At 64.8% G+C, this 14,225-nt stretch carries 14 protein-coding genes; 4 read left to right on the forward strand and 10 right to left on the reverse strand.

The annotated features are described in order from the left end of the window. Positions 1-3: 3 nt before the first annotated feature. Positions 4-267, reverse strand: coding sequence for an acyl carrier protein (locus tag ACZ60G_RS06060; protein ID WP_465807713.1), 264 nt, complete (start codon positions 265-267; stop codon positions 4-6). 828 nt (positions 268-1,095) lie between these two features. On the opposite strand from ACZ60G_RS06060, the gene ACZ60G_RS06065 reads away from it, so the two are divergent. Further along, on the forward strand, positions 1,096-2,313 hold the full coding sequence (locus tag ACZ60G_RS06065; protein ID WP_465807715.1) for a PucR family transcriptional regulator: 1,218 nt from the start codon (positions 1,096-1,098) through the stop codon (positions 2,311-2,313). Positions 2,314-2,368: 55 nt separating this feature from the next. Here the strand turns inward: ACZ60G_RS06065 and ACZ60G_RS06070 are convergent, their stop codons facing one another. The 6 genes from ACZ60G_RS06070 to ACZ60G_RS06095 form a co-directional block, all read right to left on the reverse strand. Continuing rightward, positions 2,369-3,325, reverse strand: a complete 957-nt coding sequence (locus ACZ60G_RS06070) for an alpha/beta hydrolase (protein WP_465807716.1) — start codon at positions 3,323-3,325, stop codon at positions 2,369-2,371. Positions 3,326-3,674: 349 nt separating this feature from the next. Further along, a complete protein-coding gene (locus ACZ60G_RS06075; RefSeq protein ID WP_465807718.1) occupies positions 3,675-4,187 on the reverse strand; it encodes a DoxX family protein in 513 nt (170 codons plus the stop codon). Beyond that, complete coding sequence (locus tag ACZ60G_RS06080; RefSeq protein ID WP_465807720.1) at positions 4,188-4,640, reverse strand: ABA4-like family protein; 453 nt, start codon at positions 4,638-4,640, stop codon at positions 4,188-4,190. Further along, positions 4,637-5,593: a hypothetical protein gene (locus ACZ60G_RS06085; RefSeq protein WP_465807722.1), complete on the reverse strand. Its 957-nt coding sequence runs from the start codon at positions 5,591-5,593 to the stop codon at positions 4,637-4,639. The genes ACZ60G_RS06080 and ACZ60G_RS06085 overlap by 4 nt, the downstream gene beginning before the upstream one ends. 24 nt (positions 5,594-5,617) lie before the next feature. Next, entirely contained in the window at positions 5,618-6,832 is a 1,215-nt protein-coding gene (locus tag ACZ60G_RS06090) for a carboxylesterase/lipase family protein (protein ID WP_465807724.1), read from the reverse strand. Continuing rightward, the gene (locus tag ACZ60G_RS06095; protein WP_465807726.1) at positions 6,829-7,710 is read right to left on the reverse strand and encodes a VOC family protein; all 882 of its coding nucleotides are present in this window, start codon (positions 7,708-7,710) and stop codon (positions 6,829-6,831) included. The genes ACZ60G_RS06090 and ACZ60G_RS06095 overlap by 4 nt, the downstream gene beginning before the upstream one ends. Before the next feature lie 85 nt (positions 7,711-7,795). On the opposite strand from ACZ60G_RS06095, the gene ACZ60G_RS06100 reads away from it, so the two are divergent. Next, positions 7,796-8,749: an Lrp/AsnC family transcriptional regulator gene (locus ACZ60G_RS06100; RefSeq protein WP_465807728.1), complete on the forward strand. Its 954-nt coding sequence runs from the start codon at positions 7,796-7,798 to the stop codon at positions 8,747-8,749. 18 nt (positions 8,750-8,767) lie between these two features. Here the strand turns inward: ACZ60G_RS06100 and ACZ60G_RS06105 are convergent, their stop codons facing one another. Next, positions 8,768-9,568, reverse strand: a complete 801-nt coding sequence (locus tag ACZ60G_RS06105; protein WP_465807730.1) for a VOC family protein — start codon at positions 9,566-9,568, stop codon at positions 8,768-8,770. Between the two features lie 356 nt (positions 9,569-9,924). Further along, on the reverse strand, positions 9,925-11,133 hold the full coding sequence (locus tag ACZ60G_RS06110) for an esterase/lipase family protein (RefSeq protein WP_465807732.1): 1,209 nt from the start codon (positions 11,131-11,133) through the stop codon (positions 9,925-9,927). Positions 11,134-11,469: 336 nt separating this feature from the next. On the opposite strand from ACZ60G_RS06110, the gene ACZ60G_RS06115 reads away from it, so the two are divergent. Both ACZ60G_RS06115 and ACZ60G_RS06120 read left to right on the forward strand, forming a co-directional pair. After that, positions 11,470-12,117: a YdcF family protein gene (locus ACZ60G_RS06115; protein ID WP_465807734.1), complete on the forward strand. Its 648-nt coding sequence runs from the start codon at positions 11,470-11,472 to the stop codon at positions 12,115-12,117. Positions 12,118-12,149: 32 nt separating this feature from the next. Then, positions 12,150-13,202 carry a fused (3R)-hydroxyacyl-ACP dehydratase subunits HadA/HadB gene (locus tag ACZ60G_RS06120; RefSeq protein WP_465807736.1) on the forward strand — a complete coding sequence of 351 codons (1,053 nt, stop codon included), beginning with the start codon at positions 12,150-12,152 and terminating at the stop codon, positions 13,200-13,202. Here the strand turns inward: ACZ60G_RS06120 and ACZ60G_RS06125 are convergent. Next, positions 13,163-14,194: an LLM class flavin-dependent oxidoreductase gene (locus ACZ60G_RS06125; RefSeq protein WP_465807738.1), complete on the reverse strand. Its 1,032-nt coding sequence runs from the start codon at positions 14,192-14,194 to the stop codon at positions 13,163-13,165. The two genes, ACZ60G_RS06120 and ACZ60G_RS06125, sit on opposite strands and share 40 nt — an antisense overlap. Positions 14,195-14,225: the final 31 nt, after the last annotated feature.

The following is a 14,225-nucleotide window of genomic DNA, read 5'->3' on the forward strand; positions in this document are numbered from 1 at the left end:
GATCTATGCCCCAATACCAGAGTGCCGGTCGGCGGCAGACTTTGCGACCACACAGTCGATTACGTCACGCGCGGTGTACAGTGTCGCAGCCTCCGCATCGGAGATCTCGATCCCGAACGCGCGCTCGAGTTCTATGACGAGTTCCGCTGAGCGGACCGAGTCCAAGCCATAATCCAGCAACGGCGTATTCACATCGATCGACGGCACCTGTAACCCCCGCGAAAAGAGTTCGCACACCCGTGTTCCGACATCGTTCAACCCGGTCATCGCACGTCCTCCCGCGCGCTCGAACCTGCCGCGTCCGCTGCTCGCGCGACGCGGGTACAGAACATCGACTCCGTCGCGAAAACCATTAATCTTGGCTGCTCAGTGCGGAATCCAGCGTCAGCCGAGACTGCGATCACTTGCCCTCCGATACGGCAATCAGGACTGTCACGTCCAATATCTCGTCCATGCGCACAACTGTTAGCAATCACAGCGGTGCATGCACACATCTGTACACCGATGATTTACGACTGGCAATGTGAATAGCCGCGACTCAGAGCCGGTTCGAACTTTCAGCAACTATTTCGCTAATGCGGCTCGTCGGCATGCACAGAACTCGGCTACACCCACCGAAAAGGGGGTGTGACGAAGCAGCGTCTGAGACAATTCATTCCACGATTCACGGTCACAGACAATTCGTCAATTCGACCATCGGTGGCAGCGCGGGATCATTTGTCAATAAATGCGCTGTTCATACCCGGTTCACTGAGCGGACAGCAGAGTTTCCGAACCGACCTATCGGTACTTTTGTTTTGTATTGAGCGCTAACACATTCCGCGTCGAATGCAAAGTCGCGTAACGGCGTTTTTACGTCGTGCGGCCGGACATACGCACCGCCCGAACTCTCGGCTAACTTCTGGTCCCGGCGGCGGATGTGACGGCTCTCATTACCCGCCGGTAGCTCCTCTGAAGCGCTGTGACCGGTCACAAGCGCCCGACCACCCGGATAGCGCACTCTCACAGAACCAAGCGAACCTGTCCACATGCCACCCCTGGCAGTTACTGTGAATGCTCCACACAGCTACACCCGTGGCCAAAAAGGAGTCGCCAATGTCCGTCGACCACTCGACCAGGCCGACCCTGACCCTTTCGGGCAAGCCGATGTCGTCCCCGCTCAAGGACGTCCGCGCGCTGTCCCGGCAGATGGTCGGCCACTTCGTGGACAACGTCATCCCGTGCGCGACGATGCCGGGGGAAGCCATTACCGGCGACTTCACCGCCAGCACCCGCGTCTGCCTCGAGATCGCGGTCAGCATGCTCGACGGCAAGGACATCCCGGAGAAGGTGCAGCGGCTCGAGGACCATGCCGCGGGCTGGGCCCGCGAGGGCGTGCCGATCGACACCATCCTGCATTCCATCCACGAGGGCTTCCAGATGGGCCTCGAGCTGGTGGTTTCCAGTGCGACGATCAAGGACTACGACAATCTCGTCGACGGCGCCAAGATGGTCGTCGAATTGCTCGACAAGCTCACCTCGGCGATCTCGGTGGCCTACATCCGCGAACTGCGCGCCGTCGTCAGCGAGCACCACACCGCCGTGCACACCCTCACCTCCGCGCTGCTGGGCGGGCACAGCACTTCGACCATGGCGCGCGAATGCGGTATCGCCATCGCGGAGTCGTACGACGTTCTCGCCGTTGCCATTCCACCGCATCGCGACGAGCACAACCCAATGCTCGACGCCCAGGTGGTGGCCCGGCGCAAGTTGCGTCGGCTCCAGGCCGAACTCGCCACGCAATGCGGCGCGAGCGCACTGTCGCTGCTGAGTGTGGACGGCGGCACCGTGCTGATCCCCTCGGCCCAATTCGACAACGACGAGTTCGACGCGGTGGTGACCAGGCTCTCGCACGCCGCACAGGTCGGCATTACGGCGACCATGGTGGTGGCCACGCCCGAACAGATTCCGAACGCCGCCGACCAGGCGCACGAACTCCTGGACATGGTGCAGCGGTTGCAGGCCGTGGCCGGGCTCTACCGCTTCGACGAACTCGCCCTCGAATACCAGCTCACCCGGCCGGGCCCGGGCCGTGAATACCTCGGTTCGCTGCTGGATCCGCTGGACGAACACCCCGAACTGCTGGAGACCCTGCAACGCCACATCGGCAATAACCTCAACCGCCAGCGCACCGCCCGGGTGCTGCACGTGCACACCAATACTGTCGACTACCGACTCAAGCGCATCGGACAACTCACCGGCTTCGATCCGTCACAGCCGTCCGGGCTCTGGTATCTGCGCTCCGCCTTGGTCGCGCGCACGTATCGCAGCTGACACGCACCTGATAGTGAAAGGCCCGCCGGACGATCATCGGGCGGGCCTTTCACTCTCAGGAGGGAATGCCGAGCCCCTCCGCCAGCACAGGCCACGAAGTCTTCAGCGCCTCTTGCCAATAGCCCCACGAGTGTGTCCCGGTGGGCTGGAAGTCGTAGGTGGCGGGGATCCCCAGCTGATCCAATTCGGTGCGCAGGTTCTGGGTGCACCAGTTCACCGCGGATTCGATGACACCGCCGATCACCAGCTGATTGAAGAACCCGCGCGGCCCGGGCTGCATGTGACCGCCGTTGTAGCGGTCATACATGCCAGGCACACCCGTCCCCGTCGAGATGAACAGGTGGATGCCGCGCAACTGCTCGGCATGTAGGTATGGGTCGTTGGCCGCCCACATCGGATCATTCGGCGGCCCATACATATTCACCGTATCGCCCCCACCCCAGCCCTCTACCGCGAGCTTCACGAACTGCTGCCCGATCGGATCACTGATCTGGGCGCAACCGCTGTAAGCCGCAACCGCCTGATACAGAGCGGGTTTCGCGATCGGCAACTGCAAAACCGAGGTGCCCGAGGTGGACAGTCCCGCGATGGCATTGACACCGGTGGTTCCCAGTTCGGCATCGATCAGCGGAGGCAACTCCTCGGTCAGGAACGTCTTCCATTTGTACAGACCGAGTTTCGGATCCGGCGCACGCCAGTCGGTGTAGTAGCTCCACTTGCCACCCACCGGCTGAACCACATTCACGTCTTTGTCGGCGAGGAACTCCAGCACATCGGTGTTCTTCTGCCAGGTCGCGCTGTCCTGCCCACCCCCACCACCATTCAGCAGATACAACGTCGGCCGCGGCGACGACCGATCCGCCGGACGCAACACCTTCACCATGATGTCCTGCCGCATAGCAGCGGAATACACCCGCAGCTGCACCGTACGATCATCCTCGGCCCACGACCCGGTGATCGAGGACGGCGCGTCGGCGTTCGCGACCGACGGCACCGCAACTACAGTGAACACCGCAGCCAGCGCGGCGAACGCGTGCACCCAACGGCGGCAACGTATTTCACCCCTCGGTCGGCCCGAATCGGCAACCGACGCAGCCGTTCGTCCGGCGGAACTTCGTTTCATTTTTCACTTCCTCCAGAACCCTGACGTTCGTCGACGCGCACGTTTGTGCTCGTCAACGGCACAGAAACTGCGCCAACGTTAGAACCGGAGAAGAACGATGTTCCGCAGACATCGGCCGGATCTGGACACCTCACGAATGCGTCCGACACCCCTAGGGATACGGCACAACCCGCGATTCTCGGCATCCGATATTGCCCTGGCCAGCACAAAGACCCGACGTTCAGTGTGGCAATACCGGTCAGTGTTCCACTGCCACGTCGACGAGTTCGGCACGGCTCCGGCTGTACAGCCCGGCCGCCCACAGCGCCACGGCGATGTAGAGCACCTGTTCAGGGATCCGAATCCACAGCGGGGATGCGGGCGCACCGTTGAACGGGATGTCGGATACGGCGGCGTAGATGTTGGCGGGCAGCAGGGTGATGAACAGTGCGGCCAAGCCGATCCCGGCGGGTCGACGGGTTCTGGTGCGGACGAGACCGAGCGCGCCGAGCAGTTCCAGCACACCGGTCAGATACACCATGAAACTCGGAAACGGCACGAATGGCGGCACCATCGGCAGCAGATCACCGTGAGTGGGAGCGGGTCCGCTCGCGAGGCTGTCGGGAAGGAAATGCGTTGTGCCGGTGAGCACCAGCATCGCCGCGAGCGCATACGCCGCGCACGTCGGCCAGTCGGTGAATCGAGTGGCTCCCAGTACACCCGCCAGGCGCAGCCCGAGCAGCACGATCAGCAGAAAGATCAGGATTTCCATTTATGTCTCCGCATGGGTGGGTTGGTTTGGTATCGGTCGGTATGCCGGGAGGAATCGGATGATCAGGTAGCCGAGTACGCCGAGCGGCGCGAACAAGATCGTGAACAGCAGCAGTGCGCCGATCGGCACGGGATGGATGCCGCGTTCGCGGCTGTCGAAGTAGATCCAGCGGCCGAGGAACAGATCGAATCCGACGAAGTGCGCCCACGCCGCGGCCGCGCCCGTACGGCTTGCGAGAATCGTTTGCAGCCCAGGCAGATTCGGGTTGGCAAGAGCGGACAGAAACGGCCCGAACTCCGGTAGCACCAGCGTCGCGTAGATCAGCAGCGGCGGTGCGCAGATCAGCGGTGACGCGACGATGGTCGGCGTTCGGTGCCACCGCGGCGCCAGGATCATCAGTGCCCAGAAGGGCGCGGCGAGCCAGAAGGTGATGTCGAATAGCGCACGGGTCATCGAGTCGCTCCGATCGCGGTCATCGGATCGGGCGACGGATGCGTGGACCGCGGTCGCCGCCGAATGATCATCGCGGCCGATCCGGTTGCAGCAGTGGCGATTACGGCGAGTGCCAGCAGTGTCGGTGCGTCCGGATGCACCACGGATTGTCCGCGCAGCGCCTGCCAGGTCAGCACGGCGAGCAGGCCGCCGAAGGTTGCTGCCGCGACAGTCACGAGCGCTGCTCTGGATCGGGCCGATTGCAAGGCAGGGATTCGGCGGGCACCGAGTTCCAGTGCGATGACGACCAGCGGAAGCAGTTGCACCGCATGCATTCCGACAAAATGCGGGATACGTAGATCACCACCGGCGGCGCTCCAGCCGAGGATCGGCAGGCCCGGTCCGCCGTCGGGGAGGCCGACGGTGTGCGCGCCTTGGATGGCGCTGCCGGTCTCGCGTTGGGCCGGGGTCGGCATCACCATGAGCATCCCCAGTGCCGCGCCGATCAGCGACAGTGCGGCGCCGTAGCGGATCGCCGCGTTGCGTGCGGGATCCGGCGTCGGGTTGCGGAACAAGACCAGCGATACGACCAGCGTCGCGACCCACACCACGATTATGGACAGCCCCATGGTGTCCCACAGCGCCGCATTGAGCGGAGTGGTGAAGTTGAAGTGGCTGGTGGTGCCGCGCACGATCTGGATCACGATGACGGCCAGTTCCACACCGAGGCCGACGGCCGCCACCGTGCCCGCCCACCAGGCGACCCGCCGCCAGCGGGTGAGCTGGGCGATCAGCCAGGCCCAGGTCACCGCGTAGATCAGCACCGAGAGCGCGAATTTCACCGCCTTGGCCCAGATCGGTAGTCCGGTCAGGACGCGATCGTCGACGATCAGCCCCCCGATCGAGAAGAAAACAAGCAGTGCCATCGCGATGGCGAGCAGCATCAGTGGGCGATGCCATTGCAGGGCGGTCATGTCGTGTCCTTCGGCAGGAACTCGTCAGGTGTTTATGTGGTGTTCGGTGGCGCGGGACCAGCCGGGGTCGCCGTGGCGGATGAAGCCGATCCAGCGCTCGCGCACGTCCTCGACCAGGGCCTGCGGTCGCTCGCCCATGAGCATCGGTGCGTGCGCCCACGCTGCCGCATTCCCGAGCAGAAACGGCAGGTCCAGGCAGTGACAAGCGCCGAATGGGCTGGCTGCGGGATGCCAGTCGAACCGGTAGAGCCATACGGCATTTCCATGCGCGGCAAGGGTTTCCGCCAAACGCAAGGTAGGAGCACGGAACAGTCGGTGGGTCACGGTGTCGGCTGCGTCGGCGACCATCGCCGCCGCCTCGTCCTTTGTCGTTCCCAGCAGGACCTCGATGCCCGAAGCGGAGACCGATCGCACCAAGTCGTCGCTGACGAGAACACCGTCGCCGACCAGTTGATACGGCGGAACCGCACCACCGACGCGCGCCGCGACCGCATACTGCGCCGAGAGCAGCTCGGCCACCGGAAGGTCGAACAATCGCCGTTGTTCCTCCGGCGCAAGACCCAACTCGCTCAACAGCATTCGCCCGGCAGCCACCGCGTCCTCGGGCGACGCGGGCGGTATACCGGCAGGGGTGCTCTGCAGGATCGCACGCCGGAAAAGTCCGGCGGTTCCGGCCGGCATCGCGAGAATCGAGAGCGCCCCGCCGGATTGCCCGGCAACAGTGACCTGCGCCGGATCCCCGCCGAACGCGGCGATGTTGTCCCGCACCCACTCCAGTGCGGCCATTTGGTCGAGCAATCCGAGATTGCCTTCGCTCACCCCGGGCAGGCACAGATATCCGAGCACACCGAGTCGATAGTTGATCGTCACGACCACGATGTCGCCGTGCTCGGCCAGCTCCGCACCGTCGTACCAGGCCAATCCGCCCGAGCCGCTGGTGAATCCGCCGCCGTGCAGGAAAACCAGCACCGGATGACCGGACCCGGCCGGTGCCCAAACATTCAGCGACAGACAGTCTTCAGCCTGGGCAACCGTGAACCGACCCATGACGCTCTCCAGCCGTGACGCCAACTGCGGTGCGGCCGGGCCGCTCTCGACGCTGTCGCGGATGCCCGGCCACGGCTCCGGAGCGCGCGGAGCGCCGAAACGCTCGGCAGTCGCGAAAGGGATGCCGCGGAATGCGGTTACCGCACCGTCGGCACTCCCCCTGACCTTCCCCGTGGCAGTCTCGACGATCATGGCGCGACGAATGTCAGTCCGGCGCCGTATGCGTCGCGCGCGGACACAAAGAACCCCGTCGCAGTGGTGCGAGTCGGCGTACCAGTGCTTTCCACAATCCGACGCGCGTGCTCGACATCATCGACCCGGATGGTCATCGCCGCGAAGTACGACGGCGCAGGCACCGGCTCACCGGGCAGCAGCCTGCCGGCGTCCGACATCCGAACGAATTCCAGTCGAACCTCTTTGTGCGCCAACACCGTCAACGAACCCTCGGTGGTCGGATCGACCGCGACGATGCGACGGTAGGTGTCGACGATCTCGTCGAACTCGGTGTCGGCGGCCACGATCGTCACCGCCGCGATCCCGCGCGCCCCGTTCGGATGGTCGAGATACCGTGGCTGGTGCACATATTCGCGGGTCAGGTGCTGGGAGATGCCGAGCAGACCCTCGGACGTGCTGCGCGGGTCGATGTGCACCGTGCGGGCGCGCATGGTCCGCACGCCGTCCTCGGTGTCCACGTCACGTTCCAGCTCGAGCACACCGGAAGCGGGCAGCCCGGCGTCGATGAGCCGCGTGCTGACCGCGGCGGCGTCATCGGTCTCCAGATTGAGAATCCGGAATCCATCCGGCAGCCGCTTCGCGTGCCACGGGTCCGGCGCGGCGGCATCGACGATGCCGAACAATTCGATGTACGAGTCGCCGAACACGGCGCATTCGTTGGCGGTGCAACCCAGAATCGCCGGCTCACCCGGCCGCTGGCTCATCAGGTGCCGCGACCGCGGGGTCAAGGTGAATCCGAAGGACCGGTATCTACTCGTCATCGCATCGAAGTCACTGCCCTTGAGACCGGTGTGGTGGATGGCTCCGATGTACTGCTGGCCCATGTCGTCGTTCATGCGAACGAGCCTGCTGGACCACAGCGCCGTAGACCGCTTATCGGGCGGTCGACGCCGTTTTCGGACGCCTATCTACCCTGATCGGGTGGATTCGGACACCCTCGACGATCTCGACCTGCAACTGCTGCATGCACTACAGATCGACGGCCGCGCCGCGTACAGCACCATCGCCCAGGTACTGGGGGTTTCCTCGCGCACAGTGGCCCGTCGATACGGCCGTCTGCGCGCCGACGGACTCGTCCGAGTCACCGGCGTCGCGGCCCCGGGGCCGATCGCTACCGCCGAGTGGATCGTCCGAATCACGGTACGAGCCAGTGCCGCCGGCACGCTGGCGCGCGCCCTCGCCCAGCGACCGGACACCGCCTGGGTGACGGTGGTGGACAGCGGTACCGAAATCGTGTGCATCTTCCGCATTCCCGACGACGGCCCGGCACCGCTGGCCGGACTCGCCCGACATGGCGATGTCGTCGATATCTCCGCACACCGGCTCCTGCACCACTTCATGCAACGCCGCTGGCGCGGCCGCACCTCCGCGCTGACCACCGCGCAAATCGAGGCACTGCAACCACCGGATACCGCCGCGACACAGTCGCTATCGCTGACCGAGCTCGACCACCGGCTACTCGCCGCCCTATCGCTCGACGGCCGTACCTCCTACCCCGACCTCGCCCGCCGCATCGGCTGGTCCGAGACAGCGATCCGGCGTCGACTCGACGAGCTTCGACGCGCCGGGATCCTGCGGTTCAGCGTCGAAATCGACCCCGCCGCATTCGGTTTCACCGTCTCCTGCGTGATCTGGATGAGCGTAGTTCCGCATCAGCTCCAGACTGTGGCGACAGCCTTGGCTTCCGACTTCGCGGCAGCATTCATCGGCGCCACCACCGGCGAGCACAATCTGATCGTGATCGCGGTCTTCCGCAACTCCGCAGAGCTGTATGCCTACCTCACCGAGCGGATCACCACACTGGACGGCATCGAACGCATGGAAACCACACCGATCGCCTCCCACACCAAGCGCGACGCCCAAATATTTCGTTAGACGTTCGGCGACGGTCGCTTACTGCGGCATCTCCCCCACCCGCACGTTGGTGTCGATGATTCCGAACACCTCGCCCTGTGGCGCCGAGACCATCGCCATCCGGCCGGCAGGCGAGTCGGAGGCGGGCATCAGCACCATCGCGCCGAGCTCGCCGGCCCGCGCCAACCCGGCGTCGACGTCGTCGAACTGGAACCAGGTCAGCCAGTAGCTGGGCATGGGTTCGCCCGGCATCACGGTGTCGTCGTTCATGCCGCCTGCGGGCTGTTCGCCGCCGCGCGGGGTGAACATCGCGTAGATCATGTTCTTGCCGTCGCCGACATCGGTGTAGGTGAAACCGAAGACATCGGCGTAGAACTTCTTCGCGGTGTCGAGCTGCCGGGTGTGCAGCTCATTCCAGCAGTAGGCGCCGTGCTCGTTGTGGACGGCGGCGCCGTTGTGCGCACGGGCCTGCCAGATGCCGAATGCCGCGCCGACGGTGTCGATTCCGATGAACATGCGCCCGGCGTCGAGCACGTCGAACGGGGGCATAACCACTTGGCCACCGGCCGCGCCCACCTTCTCGGCGATCGCGTCGGCATTGTCGGCGGCGAGGTAGGTCGTCCACACCGAGGGCATTCCGGCCTGTGGTTTGGGGCCGATCCCCGCGACAGCCTGCCCGCCCTTCATCCCCATCAGGTATCCGCCGGCCTCGTCCCCGCCGCTCTCGATGGTCCAGCCGAACAGATCGGCGTAGAACTCGCTCGCCTTCACCGTGTCGTCGACCTGGCAGTCGACCCAACACGGGGTGCCTTCGGACCAAGGTGTGCTTCGAACAGGCATCAATATCTCCGTTCACTCGTCGATTGCCAGCGGTCGCAGGTGGGCGTACCGATCCCACCAGAGGTGATGCCGATCACACTTCTTCCTTGTAGTGAACCAGCATCTCCCGCGGGTGTCCTGGAGTTCGCCGAACGATTACTGCCACCGGGTCCGGACATCCGAATGCCCACCGAGCCGATCGTGCGGAATCGGCTCGGTGGGCACGCCGCCACGCGCCTACACCAACCGGGAAACAGAAGGCGGGGTAGGAATCCGTTTCACCGGTACGGGGTCGCACGGCGGTGGGCGCACCCGCCGAACAGGCTCGGGGAGTCAGGGTTCGTCCTGTCCGGCTGCGGCGCACGTCTACTCGGGTGTCACAGTTTGCCGCCACCGCCGATCAGCCACGGGTTGAAGGCGCATTCCAGATTCGGATGGGCGGCCGGGTCGAGCGCGTTGAGCGCGATCGACAGGGCGCGGGGCGAGTACATGATCGTCAGATGGTCGGAGAGGTCCTGTTCGCAACCGTCCTGCAGGGTGATGTTGTGGACGGTCACGCCTGGCCCCGCCTTCAGGAAGGTCAGGTCGTAGGGGTTGGTGACCTCGTCGTAGCGAGTTCCGACCACGGTGTAGTCGACGCCGGGGATGGTGTCGCCCTTGGCGTTGAGCTGGTTCACGAAATCCGAGCCGATGGTCTGCTGGATGCCGGCATGACCGACGAAGATCTCGATGAAGCCGAGAATGTCGATACCGAAGTTATTGATGGCCCGGCCCAATGCGCCGATGCCGTCGAGGCTGGTGCCGTGGTGGGTGGCGCCGAAGGTGACCAGATTCTTCACCTTGGCGGCACCACCCTCGAACTTGGTGTACCAGTTGGCCATCGAACCGCCCTGGGAGTGGGCGACGATATCGACCTCGGACGCGCCGGTCGCGGCCAGCACTCGATCGACGAAGGCCGCGACCTGTTTGGCCGAATCCTGGATGTAACCGGTGCCCATCACACCGGGTAGCACCGAGCCGAGACCGCCGCCTTCCAGCAGGTTCGAGCGACCGTAGTTGAAGGTGAAGACGCAGAAGCCCGCATCCTTCAGCGGCTGGCCCATATAGGCAAATCCGTTGTAGGCGTTCATCCATGTGCCGTGCAGTGCGATCACGGGGCGCGGATGTTCGGCGGTCGGCTTGCAGTTCCAGTCGTTGGTGCCGGGCGGTGCGGCATCGGGATTCAGCAGGCCGTAGCCGAAGGCGGCCAGCCACGATGTCATCGGCGGGCCGTAACCCTGTGTGTCACTGGCGTATCCACCCGAGGACCCGGAGCTGCTGCCGGAGCCGCCGTAGCAATCACCGGAGCCGTTGCCCGATCCCGCACCGCTGCCCGAGGTGCAGGCCGAACCCGAACTGCCCGCACTGCCGGAATCGGCGACCGGCGCCGCTTTCCGGCCCGCGGCGATGTAGTCGGCCAGAGTCTGCTCCGTGGGCGCCGGATCGGGATTCGCATTGGCCGCGACCCCGGTCACACTCATGGCGAGCACCGAGACGCCCATCATCACCGCGGCGCTGACCGACCGACCGCATCTACTTGGTTTCATGACATGCCTTCCTGGAGAACGACAGCGTTCGAGTCGCAGCGCCGAGGTATGTCGGTCGACGGCACTGAAACTGCGCCAACGCTAAAGCCGGGTATCGGTGAAACCCATGGGACGGCAAGGTAACTGGATACCTCACCAAACGGCTTTGTCTCCGTTAGGGTTGCGGCACAATCACGGTTTTCCGGTGCCGCAGTGACGGCCACAATTCGCGCGCTCCAATTCGGTGAATTCTCCAGATCACCAACGGATCACGAGGAATTCTGCATATTTCGGACGACTATGGTTCCACCTTTCCCGCCGTCGGCGGCCACCCGACGGCTAATGAGTGGAGCTGCCATGTTCGATCCGATCGAATCCACCGTCCGCTTCGGCCGCGGCATCACGCGGATCACCGCGGGGACCCTGGTCGGCACCGCGACGGCGGCGGCATTGCTGCACAGCCCGCCTGCGATCGCGAATGTGGGCTGCTCGGCCGAGCAGCCGCAGGGAATGCTGTTCGGTTGGCCGCCAACCGAACCCACACCCTCGGCACGGACGCTGGGCTTCCGCGGACCGCAGACCGCGATCGTGGTACTCGGGTACGGACTGCTCCCCGACGGCGAAATGCAACCGGAGTTGATCAGTCGACTGCACGCCGGATATGTCCAGGCCCTGCTGGCTCCGCTGTCACCGATCATCGTGACCGGCGGTAATCCGCGCAACGGAGTCACCGAGGCGCAGGCGATGGCGGATTGGCTTATCGGACACGGTATCCCGGCCGAGCGCGTCCATATCGAGGCCGAGGCGGCGTCGACCGCCCAGAATGCCGAACGTACCGCTCGGATCTTGCACGATATCGGCATGCGCGACGCTGTCGTGGTGACCTCCGCCGACCATATCGACCGGGCCGCAGCGCTTTTCGGCGATACCGGAATACCCGTCGTCGCCACGGTCACTCCCGAAAAGGTACCGCCGCTCGTTTGGGAGTTCGGGCCGAGATCTTGAGCCGCACCACATCCCGCAACACAGGAGCGAATATGAACGAGAGCGCCGTCGATGCCGCCACCGCCCCAGCCGACCAGGCCCGCGCATTAGTCGACCACCGATATCGATCCGCCATCAGCTACGAGGTCGGACGGGAAAAGATCCGTGAATTCGCCCGCGCGATACAGGATTTCCACCCCGCACATTGGAGTGAGGAGGCGGCCGCGCAGCTCGGCTTCGACGGTTTGATCGCCCCGCCCACATTCGCCTCGATAATCCTGCTCCGGGTCCATCGCGAAATACTCGATACCCACCTCACCGGCTACGATTCGCACCGGATTCTGCACGCGGACCAGGTGCTCGATATCGGCAGGCCGCTGGTCGACGGCGACCGGATCACCTGTGATGTCTATTTCGAATCATTCCGGCATTTCGCCGATTACGACGTGCTCGCGGTCAAGAGCGTATTGACCGATCAGCACGGCGACGTGGTGCAGACCGGGTCGACGGCTCTGCTGGCGCGCACCGGGCCCGAGAGCGCGGGATCGGCGGAGCGGATCGGCCGGATCGCCATGCACTCCCCTGATGCGCCGGGGACGCCCGGCGTCGTTGTTCCGGGCGACGGCGACGGGATCGTGGCACCGATCTCGTCCCGCGCACCGCGAACCACGGTCGATTTCGACTCTCTTTCGGTCGGTACGGAGTTGCCGGCCCGGGTCGTACATCTGTCGCGCGGTGACCTGGTCAATTATGCCGGGGTGACCGGTGATACCAATCCGGTGCTGTTCAGTGAGCAGGCCGCCAACGCGACCGGTCTGCCGACCATCGCCGCCCCCGGCATGCTCGAACTCGGCCTGGCCGCCGGATACCTCGGTGGCTGGCTCGGTGACCCGGCGGCCGCCACCCGATTCCGCGCCCAGTTCGCGCATTACACGCACTATCTGCACATTCCGCCGCTACAGGCCAGCGCCATCGAATTCCGTGGTCGGATAACCTCACTCGATTCGCAGCGCCGTAAGGCCACGGTCGCACTGGACGCAAGGTCGCACGGCCGTAGGCTTTTCGGCTACGCCGCCGCGGAAGTCCTATTCCCGAAGCGGGATTGAAGTCCGGTCAACCGCGCGAGTCTACGATGTGAGTCCAGCCGCGCGGCGCGGTCGTAAGTGCTGGTGTGGACCAGGATTTCGTCCGCGCCGGTGCGTGTGACCAAGGCTTCCAATGCCTGCGCGACCTCGTCCTCGGTGCCGTGGATGTGGTCGCGCAGCGCCTCGTCGAAGATCCGGCGTTCCCGGTCGGTCATCGTCATGGATTCGATCTCCGCGGGTGGAATCAGCACCGGAAACTCACCGCGCGTACGGGAATACGCGCTCGACCACGCCTCGGACAGCAATAGCCGATGGGCTTCCTCGGTCGAATCGGCGATCACCACCGCGCCGGATACGACGACATACGGTTCGGATCCCCAGGGCGTTGGATGGAATCCCGCGCGATAGCGGTCGATTGCCTCGACCATGCGGTCCGTTCCGGCGATCGAGGCGATGACCAGCGGCAAGCCGAAACGCGCAGCCCGCTCCGCACCGGAGCCGGTGGCCAGCAGGAATGCGGGTACCCGTAACCCCTCCGCAGGCCAAGCGTGCACACCCGACTTGCCGCGCGTGAAGTATTCGAGAACATCGGTGAGCTGCTGATCGAAATCGTCGGCATCGCTCTTGCCGTGTCCGAGCTCCCGTCGCACCCCATCGGTGAAACCCACCGAGCGCCCGAGCCCCATATCGATCCGCCCCGGGTACAGCGATTCCAGGACACCGAATTGCTCGGCCACGACCAATGGCTGATGGTTCGGCAGCATCACCCCGCCGGTCCCGATTCGAATCCGCGAAGTCACCGCAGCGGTGGCCGCGGCCAGCACGGTTGGCGCCGAGCCCGCGACGCCGGGCACGCTGTGGTGCTCCGAGACCCAGAACCGGTGATATCCCCAATCCTCGGCCGAGCGCGCGAACTCCACGGTCTCCCGCAGTGCCTCCGGGTGGCTCTGTCCGCGTCGGACGCGCGAGCGATCCAGAATCGAAAACCGCACCTCATCGAGTCCCGAAGTCATATCTGTGTCAACACCCCGGGCCCCGCCGCAT

Source organism: Nocardia sp. NPDC102475, from assembly GCF_055584605.1.

What these genes read in the sequence shown, in the direction of transcription:
- ACZ60G_RS06060 (WP_465807713.1), bottom strand. Translation starts at nt 267, where the DNA reads ATGACCGGGTTGAACGATGTCGGAACACGGGTGTGCGAACTCTTTTCG.
- ACZ60G_RS06065 (WP_465807715.1), top strand. Translation starts at nt 1,096, where the DNA reads ATGTCCGTCGACCACTCGACCAGGCCGACCCTGACCCTTTCGGGCAAG.
- ACZ60G_RS06075 (WP_465807718.1), bottom strand. Translation starts at nt 4,187, where the DNA reads ATGGAAATCCTGATCTTTCTGCTGATCGTGCTGCTCGGGCTGCGCCTG.
- ACZ60G_RS06080 (WP_465807720.1), bottom strand. Translation starts at nt 4,640, where the DNA reads ATGACCCGTGCGCTATTCGACATCACCTTCTGGCTCGCCGCGCCCTTC.
- ACZ60G_RS06085 (WP_465807722.1), bottom strand. Translation starts at nt 5,593, where the DNA reads ATGACCGCCCTGCAATGGCATCGCCCACTGATGCTGCTCGCCATCGCG.
- ACZ60G_RS06090 (WP_465807724.1), bottom strand. Translation starts at nt 6,832, where the DNA reads ATGATCGTCGAGACTGCCACGGGGAAGGTCAGGGGGAGTGCCGACGGT.
- ACZ60G_RS06095 (WP_465807726.1), bottom strand. Translation starts at nt 7,710, where the DNA reads ATGAACGACGACATGGGCCAGCAGTACATCGGAGCCATCCACCACACC.
- ACZ60G_RS06105 (WP_465807730.1), bottom strand. Translation starts at nt 9,568, where the DNA reads ATGCCTGTTCGAAGCACACCTTGGTCCGAAGGCACCCCGTGTTGGGTC.
- ACZ60G_RS06110 (WP_465807732.1), bottom strand. Translation starts at nt 11,133, where the DNA reads ATGAAACCAAGTAGATGCGGTCGGTCGGTCAGCGCCGCGGTGATGATG.
- ACZ60G_RS06115 (WP_465807734.1), top strand. Translation starts at nt 11,470, where the DNA reads ATGTTCGATCCGATCGAATCCACCGTCCGCTTCGGCCGCGGCATCACG.
- ACZ60G_RS06120 (WP_465807736.1), top strand. Translation starts at nt 12,150, where the DNA reads ATGAACGAGAGCGCCGTCGATGCCGCCACCGCCCCAGCCGACCAGGCC.
- ACZ60G_RS06125 (WP_465807738.1), bottom strand. Translation starts at nt 14,194, where the DNA reads ATGACTTCGGGACTCGATGAGGTGCGGTTTTCGATTCTGGATCGCTCG.